Genomic DNA, 21,487 nt, shown 5'->3' on the forward strand with positions numbered 1-21,487 from the left:
ACCCGCCACGTTCCAGGGGAGGACGTGTGACCTTTCACATCACCGTCGACGGGCGCAGCGTTCCCGTCGTGCCGGGCCAGACGATCGGCGCGGCGCTGCACGCGGCCGGCGTGAAGTCGTGGCGCACCACCCGGTTCGGCGGGCGGCCGCGCGGGCTGTTCTGCGGGATCGGGGTCTGCTTCGACTGCCTGATCTCGGTCAACGGGCGGGCGCCTGAGCGGGCATGCCTGCTGGAGGCCGCACCGGGGGACGAGGTGACGACGGCGTGACGCACGACCCCATGAACGGCCCTGAGACTGGGAGCGCGACCAACCCTGTGACCGGCCCTGTGACCGGCCCTGTGACTGACCGTGTGACCGATTCCGTGACGTACGATCTCGTGGTGGTCGGCGGCGGGCCCGCCGGTGTGGCGGGCGCGCTGACGGCGGCGCTGGCCGGGCTGAGCGTGGCGCTGGTGGACTCCGGGCCGCGGCTCGGCGGCCAGTACTTCCGGCACGCACCCGTGCCCAAGGAAGGGCCCGGGCCGGGGGCCGGGCTCGCCCGGTTCCTGCGGCAGGCCGACGCTCTCACCGCCCGCGCCGACGTGCTGTCACGGCACCAGGTCTGGAACGTCTCCCGCGACCCGGACGGCACCCTGACCGTCCACTGCCTGACCAGCGCACCGGCCACACCACCCCATCCGTCGAGCTCCGGTGGCGTGGGTGCCGGCGGGGAGCGGGCCGTGGTGTTGCGGGGGCGGCGGTTGTTGATCGCCACCGGGGCGCATGACCGGCCGTTGCCGTTCCCGGGCTGGGATCTGCCTGGGGTGCTCACCGCCGGTGGTGCACAGGCGTTGCTCAAGGGTGGCGGAGTTCTGGCGGGGCGGAGGGTCGTCGTCTCCGGCACCGGGCCCTTCCTGCTGCCGGTGGCCACCGGGCTGGCCGGGGCGGGGGCGCGGGTGCTCGGTGTGTACGAGGCCAACGGCGGGCTCGGGCTGGCCCGGCATCCGCTGCTCGCCCTGGGCAAGGCCGGCGAGGCGGCGGGGTACGCGGCCGCGCTGGCCCGGCACCGGGTGCCGTACCGCACCCGTCAGGCGGTGATCGCCGCCCACGGGGACACCGAGGTGGAGGCCGTGACCGTGGCCCGCCTCGACGCCGGCTGGAACGTTCTCGCCACCCGCGTCGTCCGCTGCGACGCCCTGGCCGTCGGCTACGGGTTCGTCCCGCAGATCGAGCTCGGGACCCAACTCGGCTGCGCGACCAGGCACGACGTGGACGGCAGCCCCGTACTGGCCGTGGACGCGACCCTGCGCACGAGCGTCCCCGGCGTGTGGGCGGCCGGCGAACCCGTGGGCGTGGGCGGATGGCGGCTGGCCGAACTGGAGGGCCGCCTCGCGGGCCGCGCCATCGCCGGGGACGCGACGCTCAGCCTGGGCCGTGGTGTCAGCGCCGCAGACGTGGGTCTGGGCCGTGGTGCCGTCTCCGGGGACGCCGGTCCGGGTCGTGGTGGCGGTGCCCGGGACGCGGGTTCTGGTCGCCGGGGCCCGGACGGTGTGCTTGCTCGGCGTAGGGAGCGGTGGCGGGCTTTCGGGGAGGCGTTGCAGCGGGCCTATCCCATCCGGCCCGGCTGGCAGGGGTGGTTGCGGGACGACACGATCGTGTGCCGGTGTGAGGAGGTGCCGCTGGCGCGTGTACGCGAGGCGCAGCGGCTCGGTGCCACCGACGCGCGTTCGATCAAGCTCCTGGCCCGTCCCGGCATGGGCTGGTGCCAGGGCCGCATCTGTGGTTACGCCGTCTCCTGCCTGGCCGGCGAGCCGCCCCAGCCGCCCCGCCGCCCCATCGCCCAGCCCGTCACCCTCGGCGCGCTCGCCACGATCGAGGCCCCCGGCACCTCGCACCCCGACCCCGACGGCGGCAGCCCCCAAAGCGACGGCCCCCAAAGCGACGGCCCCCAAAGCGACGGCCCCCAAAGCGACGGCCTCGGCACCGGCGGGCCCCACGGCGACGGCCCACACGGCGACGGCCCACACGATGGCGGGCCCCGCGACGGCCGGCCTCACGACGGCGGGCGCCATGACGGCGCCGGCGAACACTCCGCTCACTGACCCCCGCGACATGGAGGACTTCCCGATGGACAACCGCAGCAAGCCCTGGCACGGCGTCATGGTGGCCACCGCGCTGCCCCTGCGCGAGGACCTGTCGGTCGACTACGACGCCTACGCCGAGCACTGCCGGTGGCTGGTCGCCAACGGCTGTGACGGTGTCGTGCCGAACGGGTCGCTCGGCGAGTACCAGACGCTCACCCCGCAGGAGCGCACGAAGGTGATCGAGACCGCGGTCGAGGTCGTCGGCGGGCCGGCCGTGATGGCCGGGGCGGGCGCGTACGGCGCCGCCGAGTCGCGCCGCTGGGCCGAGCAGGCGGGCGAGGCCGGCTGCGGCTCGGTGCTGCTGCTGCCGCCGAACGCCTACCGCGCCGACGAGCGCTCGGTCGTCGAGCACTACCGGGAGGTCGCCAAGGCGGGCGTGCCGGTCGTGGCCTACAACAACCCCCACGACACCAAGGTGGACCTCACCCCGGCGCTGCTGGCCAGGCTGCACGAGGAGGGGCTGATCGTGGCGGTCAAGGAATTCACCGGGGACGTACGCCGCGCGTACGAGATCGCCGAACTGGCACCCGGCCTCGACCTGCTGATCGGCTCCGACGACGTGCTGCTCGAACTGGCCCTGGCCGGAGCGGTGGGCTGGATCGCCGGCTACCCCAACGCGCTGCCCGCCTCCAGCGTCGCGCTCTACCGCGCCGCGGTGGCCGGCGACCTGGAGACGGCGCTGCCGCTCTACCGGGCCCTGCACCCGCTGCTGCGCTGGGACTCCAAGACCGAGTTCGTCCAGGCCATCAAGCTGTCCATGGACGTCGCCGGCCGGCACGGCGGCCCGTGCCGGCAGCCCCGGCAGCCGCTGACCGGCGAGCAGGAGGCTATCGTGCGGGCGGCGACCGAGAAGGCACTGGCAGAAGGGCTGCGATGAGGACCAAGCGCGTTTTCCACGCCGTCGACTCCCACACCGAGGGCATGCCGACCCGCGTCATCACCGGCGGCATCGGCGTGATCCCGGGCAAGAGCATGGCCGAGCGGCGCGTGTACTTCCGCGACCACCTCGATCACATCCGTACCCTGCTGATGACCGAGCCGCGCGGCCACTCGGCCATGAGCGGCGCCATCCTGCAGCCGCCGACCAGGCCGGACGCGGACTACGGCGTGCTGTTCATCGAGGTGTCGGGGCTGTTGCCGATGTGCGGCCACGGCACCATCGGCGTGGCGACCGTGCTGGTGGAGACCGGCATGGTCGAGGTCGTCGAGCCGGTCACGACCGTGCGCCTGGAGGTGCCCGCCGGGCTCGTCGAGGTGGACGTCGAGGTCGAGGACGGCATGGCCATGTCCGTGACGCTGCGCAACGTGCCCTCCTACTGCGACCGGCTGGACGCCTCGGTGAGCGTGCCGGGGTTCGGGGAGATCCCGTACGACCTCGCGTACGGCGGCAACTTCTACGCCGTCGTCGACCTGGACCGCTACGGTCTGCCGTTCGACCGCAAGGCCAAGAACGAGATCATCGCGGCCGGCCTGGCCACCATGGAGGCGATCAACGCCGCCGACGAGCCCGTCCACCGCGAGGACGACCGCATCCGCGGCTGCCACCACGTCTACTTCACCGCCCCCGGCTCCGACGCGCACCACTCGCGGCACGCCATGGCCATCCACCCCGGCTGGTTCGACCGCTCGCCCTGCGGCACCGGCACCAGCGCTCGCATGGCGCAGCTGCACGCCCGCGGCGAACTGCCGATCGGCCGCGACTTCGTGAACGAGTCGTTCATCGGCACCCGGTTCATCGGCCGGGTGCTGGAGGAGACCGAGGTGGGCGGGCGGCCCGCCGTCCTGCCCTCGATCACCGGGCGGGCCTGGATCACCGGCACCGCCCAGTACTTCCTCGACCCGCGTGACCCGTTCCCCGCCGGATTCGAGCTGTGAGGGGGCGGCCCTGATGAGCACGCCGAGTACCGGGCCGATCACCGGGCCGATCACCGGGCCGATCACCGGGCCGATCACGACGGTCGACTACCACACGGCCGGTGAGCCGTTCCGGATCGTGACCGGCGGGGTGCCCGAGATCGCCGGCTCCGACGTGCTCGCGCGCCGGAGCACGGCGATGGCCGAGCTCGACGACGTGCGGCGGCTGCTGTGTCACGAGCCGCGCGGGCACGCCGACATGTACGGCTGCTTCCTGGTCCCGCCGGACGACCCGGGCGCGCGGTTCGGCGCGCTGTTCTGGCACAAAGACGGCTTCTCCACCGCCTGCGGGCACGGCACGATCGCACTCGGCGTGTACGCCGTGCAGGAGGGCCTGGTCGAGGCCGCCCCGGACGGCGTGACCGAGGTGGTCGTCGACGTGCCGTCGGGCCGGGTCAAGGCCCGGGTGCGCACGTCGGGCGGCCGGGTCGAGTCCGTGACCTTCGTCAACGTGCCCTCGTACGTCGTCGCCCGCGACGTGCCCGTGGCCGGGACCACCGTGGACGTCGCGTACGGCGGCGCCATCTACGCCTCCCTGCCCGCCTCGGCCGTCGGGCTGTCGGTCGAACCCCGCCACCTGGACGCCCTCATCGGCCACGCCCGCCGGATCAAGGCGGAGCTCGCCGGTCATCCGGCCGCCACGCATCCGGACGACGAGCGGCTGTCCGGCGTGTACGGGGTGATCTTCCACGAGGAGCTGCCCGACGATGGTGGCGGTGGCGGTGGCGGTGGCGGGGTCAGGCGGCAGCGGAACGTCACCGTGTTCGCCGACGGCGAGGTGGACCGCTCGCCCTGCGGCTCGGGCACCGCGGCCAGGATGGCCCTGCTGCACGACGAGGGCGAAACGGGCGAGCTCATCCACCTGAGCATCGTGGGCAGCGTCTTCACCGCGCGCGTCGCGGCGGAGACCGATCGAGGAGTGGTCGTGGAGATCGACGGCATGGCGTACCGGACGGGGCGGCACACCTTCGAGCTCGACCCCGCCGATCCGTTCCAAACCGGGTTCACGCTGCGATGAGCGGCCTGCCGTACCTGGACGCGGCCACCCTGGAGCGGCTGGTGCCGATGGGACGGGCCGTCACCGTCCTGGAGGAGGCGCTGCGCGCGGGCCTCGACCCCGAGGCCACGCCGCAGCGGCCGGTCGTGGACGTGCCCGCCGGGCAACTGCTGCTCATGCCCGCCGCCACCCGCCGGTACGCCGGCGTCAAGGCGGTCAGCATCGCGCCCGCGAACCCGGAGCGCGGGCTGCCCCGGATCCAGGGGACGTACCTGCTGTTCGACGGCGACACCCTGACCCCGCTGGCGGCCATGGACGGGATCGCGCTCACCTCGCTGCGCACGCCCGCCGTCTCCGCCCTGGCCGTGCGGCACCTGGCGGAGCCGGGGGCGCGGCGGCTGGTGGTGTTCGGCAGCGGGCCGCAGGCGTACGGGCATGTGCTGGCACTGCGGGAGGTGCGGCCGGTCGAGGACGTCACCGTGGTCGGGCGGGACGCGGGACGGGCGGAGGAGCTGGCCGCCCGCTGCCACGCCCTCGGCCTGACCGCCCGCGCCCTCACCAACCCCGCGAACGACCCCACAAGCCGCACAACTCCCGCGAGCCGCACAAGCCCCAGCCCCACGACGTCCGCTCAAGCGACCGAAGACGGCAGGTCAGGGCCGGACGAGCAGGTGGCGCGGGCGCTGACGGAGGGGCTGGCGGAAGCGCTGGCGCAGGCCGATCTCGTCGCCTGCTGCACCACCGCGAGGCGACCGCTGTTCCCCGGTAAGCTCACCCGCGACGGCGCCACCGTCGTCGCGGTCGGCTCGCACGAGCCCGGCGCCCGCGAGCTCGACGGCGACCTCGTCGCGCGGGCCACCGTGATCGTCGAGGCCAGGGCGGCCGCCCTGGAGGAGGCCGGAGACGTCATCATCCCGATGAGCCGGGGTACGATCTCCTCCCGCCATCTCGCCGGAAACCTCGCCGACCTGATCACCGGACAGGTGATCATCGGACCGGGGCCGCGCGTGTTCAAGAGCACGGGCATGGCGTGGGAGGACCTCGTGGTCGCGGCTGCCGCATACGAGGCGTGGACGTAGACGCTTACGCGGCGTGAACAGAGAGGATGGGCGGATGGCTGCCGAGGACCGGCTCGACCTGCCGATGGTGGGGGAGCGGCAGAGCCTGCGCGAGCAGGTCGCGCACGCGCTGCGGGCGGCGCTGATCACGGGGGAGATGCGGCCGGGGGTCGTCTACTCGGCGCCGGTGCTGGCCGCCCAGTTCGGCGTCTCGGCCACGCCCGTCCGTGAGGCGATGCTCGACCTGGCCAAGGAGGGCCTGGTCGAGGCGGTGCGCAACAAGGGCTTCCGGGTCACCGAGCTGTCCGACCGCGACCTCGACGAGCTCACCGAGATCCGCCAGCTCATCGAGGTGCCCACGGTGGCCAGGCTGGCCGACAGCTCGCGGGCGGAGGAGTTCGAGCGGCTGCGGCCCATCGCCGAGGAGATCGTCGCGGCCAGCGAACGCGGCGACCTGCTCGCGTACGTGGACGCCGACCTGCGCTTCCACGTCGAGCTGCTGTCGCTGTGCGGCAACGCCCACCTGGTGTCGGTGGTGCGCGACCTGCGCAACAGGGCCAGGCTCTACGGCCTGTCGCAGCTGTCGGAACGCGGCACGCTGGGCGGCTCGGCCAGGGAGCACCTCGAACTGCTCGACGCGCTCAGCCGCGGCGACAGCGAGGCGGTCGGCACCCTCATGGCCGAGCACATCGGACATGTCAGGGGCATCTGGGCCGAGCACTGACCGCCGGGCGGGCGGCGCGAGTTCCGACATTCGGGGATCAGAAGCTCCCCTCAGGCGGTAATCTCATTTGCGGGCCGACCGGGCAAACGCCTCAGCGCGATCGCCGTCGGCTCGCCATCTCGTCCCCGTCGGACCGGCCACCATGCCGCTCCGGTGGTGGCATCCGCCTGGTCAAGCGGACACCCGCACTCCGCTGACCTTCGCGGGCTCGGCACACCCCGCCCACCGAGGCCGAGCCCTCCGCCGCGCGCCCGGGACCCCATCCAACGGGCGCGCGGCGGCCGCGCTTTCCGGCCGTCTCGCGCTATTTCACCCGCCGGGCGGCCCGCGTCGAGCCGAGACTGGCGGCCACGATGCAGATGATCGCCGCCCACTGCTGCACGTGCAGCAGCTCGCTCAGCAGCAGCACCCCGATCAGCGCCGCCACGGCCGGTTCGAGGCTCATCAGGATGCCGAACACGTGCTTGGGCATCCGCCGCAGCGCCTGCAGCTCCAGCGAGTAGGGGATCACCGACGACAGCAGCCCCACGCCCAGCCCGATCAGCAGCAGCTCGGGCCGCAGCAGCTCGGCCCCGCCGGTCGTGGCCCCGACCGGGGCGATCACCACCGCCGAGCGATCATCGCGAACGAGAGCCCGGTCGTGCCGGGGAAACGCCGCCCGGCGGCGGCCGACAGCAGGATGTAGGCGGCCCACCCCAGGGCGGCCAGCACGGCGAACCCGATGCCGGCCCACTGCACCGTGGCCGACCCGCCCCACGGGGCCAGCAGCGCGACCCCGGCCGCCGCCAGGCCGACCCACACCAGGTCGACCCGCCGCCGCGACGCCGCGACCGCCACACCCAGCGGCCCGAGGAACTCGATGGCCACCGCGATCCCCATGGGCAGCCGCGACAGGGCCTCGTAGAAGGACAGGTTCATCAGGGCCAGCGTCAGGCCGAAGCCGAGGCCCACCGCCCAGTCGCGCCACGCCAGCCCCTTGAGCCTGGGCCTGGCGAACGCCCCCATGATGAGCGCCCCCGCCGTGATGCGCAGGAACACCACCGCGCTCGGCGGCAGCGCCGCGAACAGCTCCTTGGCGAACCCGGCGCCCAGCTGCACGGAGAAGATCGCCAGCACCACCAGCCCGCTGGGCGGGATGGAGTCGGCCGCGCCGCGCAGCAGGCTGCCCGGCCTGGGCAGGCCGGAGCCGCGGTCGTAGGCGTCGTCGAGGGCGAAGGCGGTCACAGGACTCCTCTGGCGGATGCGAGGGGGCAACCGTCAGAGCTTACTCGGGCCCGCCGACATTCCCGTTTTGCGGCTGTACTACTGTTGATCGGGTCATTCATCCAGGCCAACGAACCGTGGACCCATGACGACCCCCCCCCTCCCGTGAGTCTCGTCCGCCCGCCCCTGCCCCTGTCGGTGGCCGCGTTCATCAGCAGCTTCGACCGCTTCGCGGTGAGCCCCATGCTCGTGCTCATCGCCGACGATCTCGGCGTCTCCCTGTCGGGCGCGGTGGCCGCCGCGAGCGGCTACTACCTCGCGTACGGGCTGACCCAGCCGCTGTGGGGGCTGCTGTCCGACCGGCTCGGACGCGTGCGGGTCATGCGCTGGGCGCTGTTCGGCGCCGCCGTGGCCGGGGCGGTCTCGGCGCTGATGCCCGTCCTGGCGACGCTCGTGGTGGCCAGGGTCGTGACCGGCGCCTGCTTCGGCGCGGTCATCCCGACGGGGCTGACGTACGTGGGCGACACCGTACGCGCCGAGGTGCGCCAGCGGGCGCTCACCGACCTCATGGCCGCGGCCGCGCTCGGCACCGCGCTGGCCACCGGGCTCGGCGGGGTCGTCGCCGGTCTGGTGAACTGGCGGGTGGCCTTCACCGTGCCCGCCGTCTTCGCGCTGATCTGCGCGGTCGCGCTGCGCGCGCTGCCCGAGCCGCCCCGCCACGAAGGGAACGACGGCCGGGGCGTGGGCGGCTACCTGGGGGCGGTGCTGCGGCAGCGGTGGGCGCTGCTGGTGTTCGCGCTCGCCTTCACCGAGGGGGCGATCATGCTCGGCGCCATGCCGTTCCTGGCTCCCGCGCTGCAGCACACCGGCCTCGCCGCCGCCGTGGCCGGCCTGGCCATCACCGCGTACGGGCTGGGTCTGTGGGCCTTCGCCAAGCTGGTCAAGCACCTGTCCGGCCGCTGGCCCGTCCCGTTGCTGATGGTCGTGGGCGGCGCGCAGCTCTGCGTGGGCTTCGCGATCGTGACGGTGAACGTCAGCGTGCCGTCCGTGGCCGTCACCGCGCTGCTGCTGGGCGGCGGCTGGTCGTTCCTGCACTCCTCGCTGCAGACCTGGGCCACCTCGGTCGTGCCCGAGGCCAGGGGGACGACGATCGCGTTCTTCGCCTGTTCCCTGTTCGTGGGCAGCGCGGTGGCCTCGTGGGCGGCGGGGCCGCTGGCCGAGGACGGGCGCTACGCCCTGTTGTTCGGCCTGGCCGCGGTCGCGGCGATCCCGCTGACCGCCGCGGCCGCGCTCGGCCGCCACCGCTACGGCGCCCTGCGCGCCGCCCGCCCGGAACCCCAGCCCGAATAGCCCGCACCGCCGGCGCCCGCGTACCCGAGCGGACGGGTCGCTCCAGCGGGCCGGCTCACTCCCAGCGGAAGGTGCGGGAGACCAGCGCCAGGGACAGCGCCGCCCACACGACCAGCACGACCACGGAGGCGAGCGGCAGCGCGGCGCCCTGGGAGAGCACGGCGCGCAGCCCGCCGGTGAGCGCGGAGATGGGCAGCGCCTCCAGGACCGGCCGCAGCCCCTCGGGGAACTTCGTCAGCGGGAACATCACCCCGCCCGCCCCCAGCAGCACCAGGTAGACCAGGTTGGCGCCGGCCAGCGTGGCCTCGGCGCGCAGGGTGCCCGCCATGAGCAGCCCCAGCCCGCTGAAGGCCGCCGTGCCCAGCACGATCAGCAGCGCGGCGGCGAGGAAGGACCCCTGCGGCCGCCAGCCCAGCGCCAGCCCCACGGCCACGATGATGACCGCCTGGACCGCCTCCACGCCGACGACCGCCGTCGTCTTGGCGAGCATCAGCCCGCTCCTGGACAGCGGTGTGGCGCCCAGCCGCTTGAGCACCCCGTAACGGCGCTCGAACCCGGTCGCGATGGCCTGCCCGGTGAAGGCGGTGGACATGACCGCCAGCGCCAGCACGCCGGGGACCAGGAAGTCGGCCCGCCGCCCGCCGCCGACGTCGATCAGCGGCGCCAGCGAGAAGCCGGTCAGCAGCAGCACGGGGATGACCAGGGTCAGCAGGAGCTGCTCGCCGTTGCGCAGCATCGCGCGGATCTCCGCGCCCGCCTGCGCCAGCACCATGCGCCCGAACGGCGCCGCGCCGGGCGCGGGCGTGAGGTCCAGCGTGGTCATCGCGACTCCCGGCACGTGGATGAGAGGAACCGGCCCGGCGTGGTCATCGCAGCTCCCTGCCGGTCAGTTCGAGGAAGACGTCTTCGAGGGTGCGCCGTTCGATGCGCAGGTCGTCGGCGGTGACGCCCTCGGCCGCGCACCAGGCCGTCACCGTGGCCAGCAGCTCGGGCCCCACCTGACCCTCGATGATGTAGTGGCCGGAGGGCGACTCCTTGGCCGCGCTGCCCGCGGGCAGCGCGTTGAGCAGCTCTTCCAGGCCCAGCCCCGGCCTGGCCCTGAACCGGAGCTGGCGCTCGGCCCCGGTCAGCGAGGCGGGGCTGCCCTCGGCCACCACGCGCCCCCTGTCGATGATCACCACGTGGTCGGCCAGGCGCTCGGCCTCGTCCATGTGGTGCGTGGTCAGCACCACCGACACGCCCGCCTGGCGCAGCTCGGCCACCAGCTCCCAGCAGGCGTGCCTGGCCTGCGGGTCGAGGCCCGCCGTCGGCTCGTCGAGGAAGACCAGCTCGGGCCGGCCGACGACGGCCGCCGCCAGCGAGAGCCGCTGCTGCTGACCGCCGGACAGCCGCCGGTAGGGGGTGCGGGCGTGGTCGGTGAGGCCCAGCCGGGCCAGCAGCGCCGCGGTGTCGAGCGGGCTGGCGTAGAAGCGGGAGACCAGCCGCAGCCACTCGGCGCAGCGCATCGCCGGGGGCACGCCGCCCGCCTGCAGCATCACGCCCACCCGCGCGCGCAGCTCGGGCCGCGTGGGGGACAGGCCGAGCACTCTGACCGTGCCCGCGTCGGCGGTGCGGAAGCCCTCGCAGATCTCCACCGTGGACGTCTTGCCCGCGCCGTTGGGGCCGAGCACCGCGGTGACCGCTCCGCGCTCGGCCCGCAGCGTGAGGCCGTCGACGGCGGTGCTGCCGCCGTAGCGTTTGACCAGGTCGACGATCTCGACGGCTGGGGAGTCCATGCCACGAGTTTAGGGACTCCGTCCGACGGTTCCGGCGTCAGGTGAGCATGACCGCATGGGCCGGGCGTCATCTCCCGCCGAGCACGGCAGATCCGGAAATATCTGATAACCGGGAATTAGGAGGACCGGAACGGGGTTGGATCCCTCGGCCCTCGTGGGCCACAGGTCTGCGAGGGAAAGGGGTTCACGCATGTCCGTGGCAGAAGCCACGCCCGCAGCCATGTCCACCGTCTCCACCGTCGAGGGGGAGCACAAGCGCCGCCGCGGCCTGCTGCTGCTGATCCTCGGAGCGCTGTCGGCGATCGGGCCGCTCTCCATCGACATGTACCTCCCCGCGTTGCCGGCCATCACCTCCGAGATGCTCAGCGCGCCCGCGCAGGTCCAGCTGACGCTCACCGCCTGCCTCATCGGCGTCTCCGTGGGGCAGATCATCGCCGGTCCCCTCAGCGACGTGCGCGGGCGGCGGGTGCCGCTGATGGTGGGCGTGGCCGGGTTCATGCTCGCCTCGCTGCTGTGCGCGTTCGCCCCCTCGGTGCCGATGCTCATCGCCTTCCGCCTGCTCCAGGGCATGCTGGGCGGCGCCGCGCTGGTCATCGTGCGGGCCGTCGTGCGCGACCTGTACGACGGGGCCGCCATCGCCCGCATCTTCGCCACGCTCATGCTCGTCAGCGGCCTGGCGCCGATCCTGGCCCCGATCGCCGGGGCGCAGCTGCTCGCGTTCACCTCGTGGCGGGGCGTGTTCGTCGCGCTCAGCATCGCGGGGGTCGTGCTGCTGCTGGCGGTGCTGTCGGGCGTACGCGAGACGCTGCCCCCCGCCGCGCGGGAGAGCGGCGGGCTCGCGCACACCGCGCGCACGTTCTGGCAGCTGCTGCGCGACCGCACGTTCATGGGCTACGCCCTCACCGGCGGGCTGGCGTTCGGCGCCATGTTCGGCTACATCTCGGGCTCGCCGTTCGTGCTCCAGGAGGTGTACGGCGCCACGCCCCAGCAGTACTCGCTCATCTTCGGCCTCAACGCCCTGGCCCTGACCGGCACCGCCCAGCTCGGCGGCCGCCTGTCGGGACGGGTGCCGCCCGTCCTGCTGGTCCGCGTCGGGCTCGGCGTCGGCCTGACCGGCGCGGTCCTGCTGATGGCCGCCGCGCTGGCGGGCCTCGGCCTGTGGGGCATCGTGGCCGGGCTGTTCGTCCTCATGCTGGGCCAGGGCCTGACCCTGCCCGGCACCGGCGCGCTGGCCCTGGGCTCCCAGCCCGCGCACGTCGCGGGCAGCGCCTCGGCCCTGACAGGGGTGCTGCAGTTCGCGCTGGGCGCCGCCGCGGCCCCGCTGGTCGGACTTGCCGGATCCGGCACCGCCGTGCCCATGGCGTGTGTCATGCTCGGGCTCATCCTGTGCTCGGTGCTCACGTTCACCTTCCTGAGCCGGGCAAAAGTTAGGTAAGGCTACCCTGCGTGACAAATTCCATTCCCGCCCCTGCTCGGATCCGTTTGGAAAGCGGGAAGGAATTACGGCACACTGATGTTGTGAAAAACATGCCCACGATGGAGCCAGGCCACGAGCGCGGCACCCGCGCCCGCGTCGCCAGGCTGATTCTTGAGCATGGTCCCGTCGCGGCCGCGGCACTCGGCGAGCGGCTCGGGCTCACGCCCGCCGCCGTCCGGCGTCACCTCGACGCGCTGCTGGCCGACGGGATGATCGAGCCTCGTACGGTACGCCCCCGCGGGCAACGCGGGCGCGGACGGCCCGCCAAGCTGTTCGCGATCACCGACGCGGGGCGGAGTGCTTTCGAGCACGCCTATGACGACCTGGCCGGGAGCGCGCTGCGTTTCCTGGCCGAGCGCATGGGGGAGCAAGCCGTGGCCGACTTCGCCCGCGAGCAGGTGTCGAGCCTGCTGGAGCGGCTGGAGCCGGCCATGCGGGCGGTGCCGGCGGACCAGCGCGTGCAGGTGCTGGCGCAGGCGCTGTCGGCGGAGGGGTATGCCGCCTCGGCCAGCAAGGCCAAGTCCGGCGGCGACCAGCTCTGCCAGCACCACTGCCCGGTGGCGCACGCGGCCGCGGAGTTCCCGCAGCTGTGTGAGGCCGAGACGGAGGCGTTCGCGCAGCTGCTCGGCAAGCCGGTGCAGCGCCTGGCCACGATCGCCCACGGCGACGGGGTGTGCACGACGCACGTGTCGCCGCAGTCGCTGAGCGATTCCGCACATAGAGACAAGAGCAAGGAGACCGGAAGGTGACTGTCACCGACCGCCCGGAGCTGGAAGGCCTCGGGAATTACAAGTTCGGCTGGGCCGACCCGGATGCCGCGGGCGCGGCGGCCAAGCGAGGCCTGTCCGAGGAGGTCGTCCGCAACATCTCCGGACTCAAGAACGAGCCGGAATGGATGCTCGACCTTCGCCTGAAGGGCCTCCGCCTGTTCGACAGGAAGCCGCTGCCGACCTGGGGTTCCGACCTCACCGCCATCGACTTCGACAACATCAAGTACTTCGTGCGCTCGACCGAGAAGCAGGCCGCTTCCTGGGACGAGCTGCCCGCCGACATCAAGAACACCTACGACAAGCTCGGCATCCCCGAGGCGGAGAAGCAGCGCCTCATCGCCGGAGTCGCCGCCCAGTACGAGTCGGAGGTCGTCTACCACAAGATCCGTGAGGACCTTGAGGAGAAGGGCGTCATCTTCGTCGACACCGACACGGGCCTGAAGGAGCACGAGGAGCTCTTCAAGGAGTACTTCGGCTCGGTGATCCCGGTGGGCGACAACAAGTTCGCCGCGCTCAACACCTCCGTGTGGTCCGGTGGCTCGTTCATCTACGTGCCGCCGAACGTCGAGGTCGAGATCCCGCTGCAGGCCTACTTCCGGATCAACACCGAGAACATGGGCCAGTTCGAGCGGACGCTGATCATCGTCGACGAGAACAGCTACGTGCATTACGTCGAGGGCTGCACCGCGCCGATCTACTCCTCCGACTCGCTGCACAGCGCGGTCGTCGAGATCATCGTGAAGAAGAACGCCCGCTGCCGTTACACGACCATTCAAAACTGGTCCAACAACGTCTACAACCTGGTCACCAAGCGCGCCGTCGCCTACGAGGGCGCGACCATGGAGTGGATCGACGGCAACATCGGCTCCAAGGTCACGATGAAGTACCCGGCCGTCTACCTCATGGGCGAGCACGCCAAGGGCGAGACCCTGAGCGTCGCGTTCGCCGGCGAGGGCCAGCACCAGGACGCCGGTTCCAAGATGGTGCACCTGGCGCCCAACACCAGCTCCAGCGTCATCTCCAAGTCGGTGGCGCGCGGCGGCGGCCGCACCTCCTACCGCGGTCTCGTGCAGATCGAGGAGGGCGCCCACGGCAGCGCCAGCACCGTCAAGTGCGACGCGCTGCTGGTCGACCAGATCAGCCGCTCCGACACCTACCCCTACGTCGACGTCCGCGAGGACGACGTCTCGATGGGGCACGAGGCCACGGTCTCCAAGGTCAGCGAGGACCAGCTCTTCTACCTCATGAGCCGCGGCCTCGACGAGGACGAGGCGATGGCGATGATCGTGCGCGGCTTCGTCGAGCCGATCGCGCGGGAGCTGCCCATGGAGTACGCGCTCGAGCTCAACCGGCTGATCGAGCTGCAGATGGAAGGAGCCGTCGGCTGATGGGCCTGAACGAGAAGCCCCTGTCGACCCTGCACGAGAAGGCGTCCTACGACCTGGCCGACTTCGACGTCCCGACCGGGCGCGAGGAGGCGTGGCGCTTCACGCCGCTGGCCCGCCTGAAGGGCCTGCACAACGGCAAGGCCGAGGCCGCCGGGCACGTCCGGGTCGACGTCGAGGCCGCACCCGAGGTCACCGTCGAGACGGTCGGCCGCGACGACGCCCGCGTGGGCAAGTCGTTCGTGCCGGCCGACCGGGTCAGCGCCCAGGCGTGGAACAGCTTCGAGAAGGCCACCGTGATCACGGTGCCGCGCGAGGCCGTCACCTCCAAGCCCACCGTGCTCACGCTGACCGGCACCGGCGGCGGCGCCTCCTACGGCCACATCGTGGTCAAGGTCGAGCCGATGGCCGAGGCCGTGCTCGTGCTCGACCACAAGGGCAGCGCCGTCTACGCCGACAACATCGAGTTCGTCGTCGGCGACGGCGCCAGTCTCAGGGTCGTCAGCCTCCAGGACTGGGACGACGACGCCGTGCACGTCTCCTCCCACCACGCCTCGCTGGCCAAGGACGCGACGTTCCGCAGCTTCGTGGTGACGTTCGGCGGCGACCTCGTCCGCCTGTCGCCCAGCGTCACCTACACCGCCCCCGGCGGCGACGCCGACATGTCGGGCGTCTACTTCGTCGATGCCGGCCAGCACCTGGAGCACCGCCTCCTGGTCGACCACTCGCAGCCCAACTGCAAGAGCAACGTCGACTACCGCGGCGCCCTCCAGGGCGACCGGGCGCACGCCGTCTGGATCGGCGACGTGATCATCAGGGTCGAGGCCGAGGGCACCGACACCTACGAGCTCAACCGCAACCTCATCCTCACCGACGGCGCCCGCGCCGACTCGGTGCCCAACCTGGAGATCCTCACCGGCGAGGTCGCCGGAGCGGGGCACGCCTCCGCCTCCGGCCGGCTCGACGACGAGCACATCTTCTACCTCCAGGCCCGCGGCATCCCCTACGACGAGGCCCGCCGCCTGGTCGTGCGGGGCTTCCTCGGCCAGCTCATCGAGAAGATCCAGATCGACGAGATCCGCGAGCGCGTCATGAACGCCCTGGAGGCGGAGCTCAACACCGCCGAGTCCGTCGCCGAGGCGGCCGAGCCCGTCGCGGAGCCCGTTCGATGAGCTTCGAGAAGGTGTGCAAGGTCGAGGACATCCCCGAAGGGGGCGTCCTCGGTGTCGAGGTCGGCGCGGACGAGACGCCGGTGGCGCTGGTCCGCAGGGGCGAAGAGGTCTTCGCCCTGCACGACGTCTGCTCCCACGCCGAGGTCAAGCTCAGCGAGGGGGAGGTCTACGACGGCACCCTGGAGTGCTGGCTGCACGGCTCGTGCTTCGACATCCAGACCGGCAAGCCCACCGGGCCGCCCGCGACCCAGCCCGTGAACGTCTACACAGTCAAGATCGACGGCGATGACGTGCTCGTCTCGCTCTCGAAGGAGTCCTAAGCACATGTCCACCCTAGAGATTCGTGACCTGCAGGTCGCCGTCGAGGACAAGGAAATCCTGCGCGGCGTCAACCTGACCGTCCAGGCCGGGCAGACCCACGCCATCATGGGCCCCAACGGCTCGGGCAAGTCGACCCTCGCCTACGCCATCGCCGGCCACCCGAAGTACACCGTCACCGGCGGCCAGGTGCTGCTCGACGGCGTCGACCTGCTGGAGCTGTCCGTCGACGAGCGGGCCCGCGCCGGTCTGTTCCTGGCCATGCAGTACCCGGTCGAGGTCCCCGGCGTGTCCGTGTCGAACTTCCTGCGCTCGGCCGTCACCGCCGTCCGCGGCGAGGCGCCCAAGCTGCGCGAGTTCGCCAAGGACCTCAAGGGCGGCATGGACGCCCTGTCCATCGACCCCGCCTTCGCCCAGCGCAACCTCAACGAGGGCTTCTCCGGCGGCGAGAAGAAGCGCCACGAGATCCTCCAGATGGAGCTGCTCAAGCCGAAGATCGCGGTGCTCGACGAGACCGACTCCGGCCTCGACGTCGACGCGCTGCGCGTGGTCTCCGAGGGCATCAACCGCTTCCGCGCCTCCGGCGACACCGGCGTGCTGCTGATCACGCACTACACCCGCATCCTGCGCTACGTGAAGCCCGACTTCGTGCACGTCTTCGCGGCCGGCCGGATCGTCGAGCAGGGCGGGCCCGAACTGGCCGACAAGCTCGAGGCCGAGGGCTACGAGCAGTACACGAAGGCGTCTGCATGACTTCACACAGCTTCGATGTGGAGAAGATCAGGGAAGACTTCCCGATCTTCTCCCGCGAGCTGCCCGACGGGCGTCCGCTCGTCTATCTCGACTCGGGCAACTCCTCACAGAAGCCCAACCAGGTCATCGAGACCATGCGGGAGCACCTGGCGCTGCACTACAGCAACGTCGGGCGCGCCATGCACGTGCTCGGCGCCGAGTCGACCGACGCCTACGAGAACGCCCGCGACAAGATCGCGGGCTTCGTCGGGGCGCCGTCGCGCGACGAGGTGATCTTCACCAAGAACGCCTCCGAGGCGCTCAACCTGCTCGCCTACTCCTTCGGCAACCCGGCCAACACCGATCCGCGCTTCACCCTCGGCCCCGGTGACGAGATCGTCATCTCCGAGATGGAGCACCACTCCAACATCGTGCCGTGGCAGCTGCTCGCGCAGCGCACCGGCGCGACGCTGAAGTGGTTCGGCGTCACCGACGACGGGCGGCTCGACTACACGCCCGAGCTCATCACCGAGCGGACGAAGATCGTCTCGATCGCGCACCAGTCCAACGTGCTGGGCACCGTCAACCCGGTGGCCGAGGTGGCCGCGCGGGCCCGCGAGGCAGGCGCGCTGGTCGCGCTCGACGCCTCCCAGTCCGTGCCGCACCACCCGGTCGACGTGACCGCGCTGGGCGCCGACTTCGTGGCCTTCACCGGCCACAAGATGGTCGGCCCCTCCGGCATCGGCGTGCTGTGGGGGCGCGGCGAGCTGCTGGAGGCCATGCCGCCGTTCCTGGGCGGGGGCGAGATGATCGAGGCGGTCTGGATGGACCGCTCGACGTACGCGCCGATCCCGCACAAGTTCGAGGCGGGCACGCCGCCGATCGTCGAGGCCATCGGGCTCGGCGCGGCGGTCGACTATCTCACCGAGGTCGGCATGGAGGCCGTCGAGGCGCACGAGCGCACGCTGACGGCCTACGCGCTCGACGCCCTGCGCGAGGTGCCCACCCTGCGCGTCATCGGCCCCGAGACGCTCGAAGGGCGCGGGGGCACGGTGTCGTTCACGCTGGAGGGCATCCACCCGCACGACGTCGGGCAGATCCTGGACGACCAGTTCGGGGTCGCCGTACGCGTCGGGCACCACTGCGCGCGCCCGCTGCATCTGCGCTTCGGAATACCCGCGACCACGCGGGCGTCGTTCTACCTGTACAACACCACGGGCGAGATCGACGCCCTGGTGCGCGGCCTCCATCACGTTCAGAAGGTGTTCGCATAGCCATGATCGGCGAGTCGATGTACCAGGAGCTGATCCTGGAGCACTACAAGCACCCGCAGGGGCGCGGGCTTCGTGAGCCGTACGACGCCGAGGTTCACCACGTGAACCCGACGTGCGGCGACGAGATCACGCTCAGGGTCAAGGTGGGCGACGCGGGCAAGGTTCTGGACGTCTCCTACGAAGGTCAGGGCTGCTCGATCAGCCAGGCCGCCGCGTCGGTGCTGCACGAGCTGGCCACCGGCGCCACGGTCGCCGAGACGCTCTCCGTGGTCGACGAGTTCACCCGGCTCATGCAGGGCCGGGGGAAGGTCGAGGCCGACGAGGAGGTCCTCGGCGACGCGGTCGCGTTCGCGGGCGTGGCCAAGTTCCCGGCGCGTGTTAAATGTGCGTTGCTTTCGTGGATGGCGTACAAGGACGCTGTTGTGAGGAGTGCTGCCGAATGAGCAAGCCTGTGGAGACCCCGACCGGCTACGACGGTGACGCGACCGCCGAAGAGGTCATGGAGGCGCTCAAGGACGTCGTCGACCCCGAGCTCGGCATCAACGTCGTCGACCTGGGCCTGATCTACGGGCTCAACCTCGACCCGTCCGACGGCGGGCAGCCCGTGGCCACCATCGACATGACGCTGACCAGCGCGGCCTGCCCGCTGACCGACGTCATCGAGGACCAGGCCCACTCGGCGCTCGACGGCATGGTCTCGGATGTGAAGATCAACTGGGTCTGGCTGCCGCCGTGGGGCCCTGACAAGATCACCGACGAGGGGCGCGAGCAGCTGCGTATGCTAGGCTTCAACGTCTGATCTTTTCCGCTGTCACGGCTGGCGTAAATCGTCAGCCGTTTCAGCGTGCCATAGCGGGTTCCGGAAAGTCCGTGCCCCTGGCCGGGGAATATCCGATAATATCCCCGGCGTTGGAAAACAGGAACACCTGACGTCTCATCGCGCGTCACGCATCGCCTGCGGCCGGTGCCGGGTGTGCCCCCTCATTTCATCCCGCCCTCATGGCGGGCGCCCTGAACGTGTGCGGCCAGGAGCCGCACGTCCCGGCTCGTCCTTTCGCAGAAGTGACGCGCCACTTCGACGGAAAGGCACGAATTTCGTGACCATGCTTGACGCTGTCATGCCCACGCTCGGCGAAACCTCCCCTGAGACGAACGCCGAGACCAACGCTGGGCCGGGCCCGTCCGAGTTCGAGCTGCTGGGCCTGCCCAAGCCGCTCCTCAACGGACTGGCCAAGCTGGGCTTCGACAGCCCGTTCCCCATTCAGAGCGCGACGATCCCCGACGTGCTCGCCGGCCACGACGTCCTCGGGCGCGGCCAGACCGGCTCGGGCAAGACCCTCGCCTTCGGCCTGCCCACCATGGCGCGCATCGCCGGCGTGCGGCCCGCCCCCGGGCGTCCGCACGCGATGATCCTCGTGCCCACCCGCGAGCTCGCCCTCCAGGTGCACGACGCTCTCGAGCCCCTCGGGCGCGGCCTCGGGCTGCGCATGAAGGTCATCGTCGGCGGCATGTCCATGGGCAAGCAGATCGAGGCGCTGCGCCGCGGCGTCGACATCGTGATCGCCACCCCCGGCCGCCTGGGCGACCTCATCCGCCAGGGTGAGTGCTCGCTCGGCGACGTCGAGGTCAGCGTCCTCGACGAGGCCGACCACATGTGCGACCTCGGCTTCTTCCCCGTCGTCACCGACCTGCTCGCGCAGACCCCGGCCGACGGCCAGCGGCTGCTGTTCTCGGCCACGCTCGACGGCGACGTCGACAAGCTGGTGCAGCGCTTCCTCAAGGACCCGATCACCCACTCCGTGGCCCCGGCGACCTCGCCGGTCGACACCATGGAGCACCACGTGATGCAGGTGTCGCGCGACGACAAGTTCGACGTCACGGCCGAGATCGCCAACCGCGAGGGCCGTACGATCATCTTCGTCCGCACCCAGCACGGCGTGGACCGGCTGTGCAAGCAGCTGGCCAGGGTCGGCGTCAAGTCGGGCGGCCTGCACGGCGGCAAGCGCCAGAACCAGCGCACCCGCATCCTCGCCGAGTTCCGTGAGGGCTCCGTCAACGTGCTCGTCTGCACCGACGTCGCGGCCCGCGGCATCCACGTGGACAACATCAGCCTGGTGCTGCACGTGGACCCGCCGCAGGACCACAAGAGCTACCTGCACCGGGGCGGCCGCACGGCCCGCGCAGGCGAGAAGGGCACGGTCGTCACCCTGGTGCTGCCCAACGAGCGCCGTTCGACCGACGCCCTCACCCGCCGCGCCGGGATCCACCCGTTCCGGCTCAAGGCCACGCCCGGACATCCTCGCCTCGCCGAGGTGACCGGGTCCCGCACGCCGAGTGGCGAGGCCGTTCCCGTGTGGGAGCCCGACGTCCGCAAGCCGCTGCGCCCGCGCCGCGAGGGCGGCTCGTCCGAGCGCAGGGGCAGGGGGCGGGGCCGCCGGGATTTCGACGGTGAGCGCCGCCCGCGCCGGCACGACGACGGCGAGCGCTCGTTCGGCCCCGGCTCCGGCGACGACCGCCGTCCGCGCCGGCACGAGGACGGCGACCGCCCGTTCGCGTCCGGTGACGACCGGCGTCCGCGCCGGCACGACGACGAGCGTCCCTTCACCTCTGGCGACGACCGGCGTCCGCGCCGGCACGGCGAGGGTGAGCGGCCGTTCGGGCGTACGCAGGAGCAGCGCCCGATCGGCGACGACCGCCGCCGTGACAGCCGGCCCGCTCGGGGCGGCTACCGCTCCGACGACCGCCCGTTCCGGCAGGACGACCGCGGGCAGCGCAGTGGCGGTGGCGGCGGCTACCGGTCCGACGACCGGGGCGGCCGTTACGCCTCCGACCGTGGCCGGCCGTTCTCGGCCGACCGCGAGCGCGGGGTGCGCTCCGACGACCGCGCGCCGCGTGACGGCTACCGCTCCGGCGGTGGCGGCGGGCGTCCGGACGACCGTGGCAACGGTGGTTTCCGCCGCAACTCGGGGCGTCGTTTCGAGCGCTGACCGCGCCTGACGCCGCGACATACCGCGACATTTCACGACACTGCCCGCTGTGCCTTTCTCAGGTGCGGCGGGCAGTGCCGTTTCCGGCCGGGTGCTCGCGTCGTCCCCCTGTCGTCCCCACCGTCTCGCACGTCGTCTCGCACGCCGTCTTGTGGCGTCTCGCGTGGCGGACGCGGGGCGGCGTCACCCCATGACGCAGACTAGGCTTATCAGGCACGCAGCCGAC

The 21,487-nt window shown here is 72.0% G+C and carries 20 protein-coding genes and 1 pseudogene; 18 read left to right on the plus strand and 3 right to left on the minus strand.

All coding sequences use genetic code 11. The features are described from left to right. Nucleotides 1-26: 26 nt before the first annotated feature. The 7 genes from OIE67_RS12470 to OIE67_RS12500 all read left to right on the plus strand — a co-directional run bounded on the left by OIE67_RS12470 (nt 27) and on the right by OIE67_RS12500 (nt 6,818). Nucleotides 27-269, plus strand: coding sequence for a (2Fe-2S)-binding protein (locus OIE67_RS12470; protein ID WP_219912407.1), 243 nt, complete (start codon nt 27-29; stop codon nt 267-269). 83 nt (nt 270-352) lie between these two features. Further along, the gene (locus OIE67_RS12475) at nt 353-2,083 is read left to right on the plus strand and encodes an FAD/NAD(P)-dependent oxidoreductase (RefSeq protein ID WP_326639678.1); all 1,731 of its coding nucleotides are present in this window, start codon (nt 353-355) and stop codon (nt 2,081-2,083) included. Between the two features lie 25 nt (nt 2,084-2,108). Continuing rightward, nucleotides 2,109-3,002 carry a dihydrodipicolinate synthase family protein gene (locus OIE67_RS12480; protein WP_326639680.1) on the plus strand — a complete coding sequence of 298 codons (894 nt, stop codon included), beginning with the start codon at nt 2,109-2,111 and terminating at the stop codon, nt 3,000-3,002. Next, the gene (locus OIE67_RS12485; RefSeq protein WP_326639682.1) at nt 2,999-4,000 is read left to right on the plus strand and encodes a proline racemase family protein; all 1,002 of its coding nucleotides are present in this window, start codon (nt 2,999-3,001) and stop codon (nt 3,998-4,000) included. Before OIE67_RS12480 ends, OIE67_RS12485 begins: the two co-directional genes overlap by 4 nt. A gap of 13 nt (nt 4,001-4,013) precedes the next feature. After that, nucleotides 4,014-5,057, plus strand: a complete 1,044-nt coding sequence (locus OIE67_RS12490) for a proline racemase family protein (protein WP_326639684.1) — start codon at nt 4,014-4,016, stop codon at nt 5,055-5,057. Next, on the plus strand, nt 5,054-6,115 hold the full coding sequence (locus OIE67_RS12495) for an ornithine cyclodeaminase family protein (protein WP_326639686.1): 1,062 nt from the start codon (nt 5,054-5,056) through the stop codon (nt 6,113-6,115). The genes OIE67_RS12490 and OIE67_RS12495 overlap by 4 nt, the downstream gene beginning before the upstream one ends. A gap of 34 nt (nt 6,116-6,149) precedes the next feature. Beyond that, a complete protein-coding gene (locus OIE67_RS12500; protein ID WP_106251480.1) occupies nt 6,150-6,818 on the plus strand; it encodes a GntR family transcriptional regulator in 669 nt (222 codons plus the stop codon). Between the two features lie 304 nt (nt 6,819-7,122). On the opposite strand, the pseudogene OIE67_RS12505 reads toward OIE67_RS12500, so the two are convergent. Further along, nucleotides 7,123-8,042, minus strand: a pseudogene (locus tag OIE67_RS12505) (EamA family transporter). A gap of 144 nt (nt 8,043-8,186) precedes the next feature. Here OIE67_RS12505 and OIE67_RS12510 point away from each other — a divergent pair. Next, complete coding sequence (locus tag OIE67_RS12510) at nt 8,187-9,371, plus strand: MFS transporter (RefSeq protein WP_326639688.1); 1,185 nt, start codon at nt 8,187-8,189, stop codon at nt 9,369-9,371. Between the two features lie 55 nt (nt 9,372-9,426). On the opposite strand, the gene OIE67_RS12515 is transcribed toward OIE67_RS12510, so the two are convergent. Then, nucleotides 9,427-10,194 carry an ABC transporter permease gene (locus OIE67_RS12515; protein ID WP_106251475.1) on the minus strand — a complete coding sequence of 256 codons (768 nt, stop codon included), beginning with the start codon at nt 10,192-10,194 and terminating at the stop codon, nt 9,427-9,429. A 43-nt stretch (nt 10,195-10,237) separates the two neighbouring features. Beyond that, complete coding sequence (locus tag OIE67_RS12520) at nt 10,238-11,146, minus strand: ABC transporter ATP-binding protein (RefSeq protein WP_326639691.1); 909 nt, start codon at nt 11,144-11,146, stop codon at nt 10,238-10,240. Nucleotides 11,147-11,336: 190 nt separating this feature from the next. Between OIE67_RS12520 and OIE67_RS12525 the strand changes: the two genes are divergently transcribed. The 10 genes from OIE67_RS12525 (at nt 11,337) to OIE67_RS12570 (ending at nt 21,261) form a co-directional block, all read left to right on the plus strand. Continuing rightward, nucleotides 11,337-12,581 (plus strand): multidrug effflux MFS transporter, encoded by a 1,245-nt coding sequence (locus OIE67_RS12525; protein ID WP_106251472.1) that lies wholly within the window; start codon nt 11,337-11,339, stop codon nt 12,579-12,581. 92 nt (nt 12,582-12,673) lie between these two features. Continuing rightward, a complete protein-coding gene (locus OIE67_RS12530) occupies nt 12,674-13,372 on the plus strand; it encodes a helix-turn-helix transcriptional regulator (protein ID WP_326639695.1) in 699 nt (232 codons plus the stop codon). After that, nucleotides 13,369-14,781 carry a Fe-S cluster assembly protein SufB gene (gene sufB / locus OIE67_RS12535; protein WP_106251468.1) on the plus strand — a complete coding sequence of 471 codons (1,413 nt, stop codon included), beginning with the start codon at nt 13,369-13,371 and terminating at the stop codon, nt 14,779-14,781. The genes OIE67_RS12530 and sufB overlap by 4 nt, the downstream gene beginning before the upstream one ends. Further along, complete coding sequence (gene sufD / locus OIE67_RS12540; RefSeq protein ID WP_326639698.1) at nt 14,781-15,950, plus strand: Fe-S cluster assembly protein SufD; 1,170 nt, start codon at nt 14,781-14,783, stop codon at nt 15,948-15,950. Before sufB ends, sufD begins: the two co-directional genes overlap by 1 nt. After that, on the plus strand, nt 15,947-16,270 hold the full coding sequence (locus OIE67_RS12545) for a Rieske (2Fe-2S) protein (protein WP_106251464.1): 324 nt from the start codon (nt 15,947-15,949) through the stop codon (nt 16,268-16,270). Before sufD ends, OIE67_RS12545 begins: the two co-directional genes overlap by 4 nt. A 4-nt stretch (nt 16,271-16,274) precedes the next feature. Beyond that, on the plus strand, nt 16,275-17,021 hold the full coding sequence (gene sufC, locus OIE67_RS12550; protein ID WP_106251463.1) for a Fe-S cluster assembly ATPase SufC: 747 nt from the start codon (nt 16,275-16,277) through the stop codon (nt 17,019-17,021). Next, the gene (locus OIE67_RS12555) at nt 17,018-18,274 is read left to right on the plus strand and encodes a cysteine desulfurase (protein WP_326639702.1); all 1,257 of its coding nucleotides are present in this window, start codon (nt 17,018-17,020) and stop codon (nt 18,272-18,274) included. The genes sufC and OIE67_RS12555 overlap by 4 nt, the downstream gene beginning before the upstream one ends. Before the next feature lie 2 nt (nt 18,275-18,276). Beyond that, a complete protein-coding gene (gene sufU / locus OIE67_RS12560) occupies nt 18,277-18,717 on the plus strand; it encodes a Fe-S cluster assembly sulfur transfer protein SufU (protein WP_106251460.1) in 441 nt (146 codons plus the stop codon). After that, complete coding sequence (locus OIE67_RS12565; RefSeq protein ID WP_106251458.1) at nt 18,714-19,073, plus strand: metal-sulfur cluster assembly factor; 360 nt, start codon at nt 18,714-18,716, stop codon at nt 19,071-19,073. The genes sufU and OIE67_RS12565 overlap by 4 nt, the downstream gene beginning before the upstream one ends. Nucleotides 19,074-19,377: 304 nt before the next feature. Continuing rightward, a complete protein-coding gene (locus OIE67_RS12570; RefSeq protein ID WP_326639707.1) occupies nt 19,378-21,261 on the plus strand; it encodes a DEAD/DEAH box helicase in 1,884 nt (627 codons plus the stop codon). The last annotated feature ends 226 nt before the right edge of the window (nt 21,262-21,487 follow it).

This window comes from Nonomuraea fuscirosea (assembly GCF_035917475.1).
Lineage (GTDB): Bacteria > Actinomycetota > Actinomycetes > Streptosporangiales > Streptosporangiaceae > Nonomuraea > Nonomuraea fuscirosea.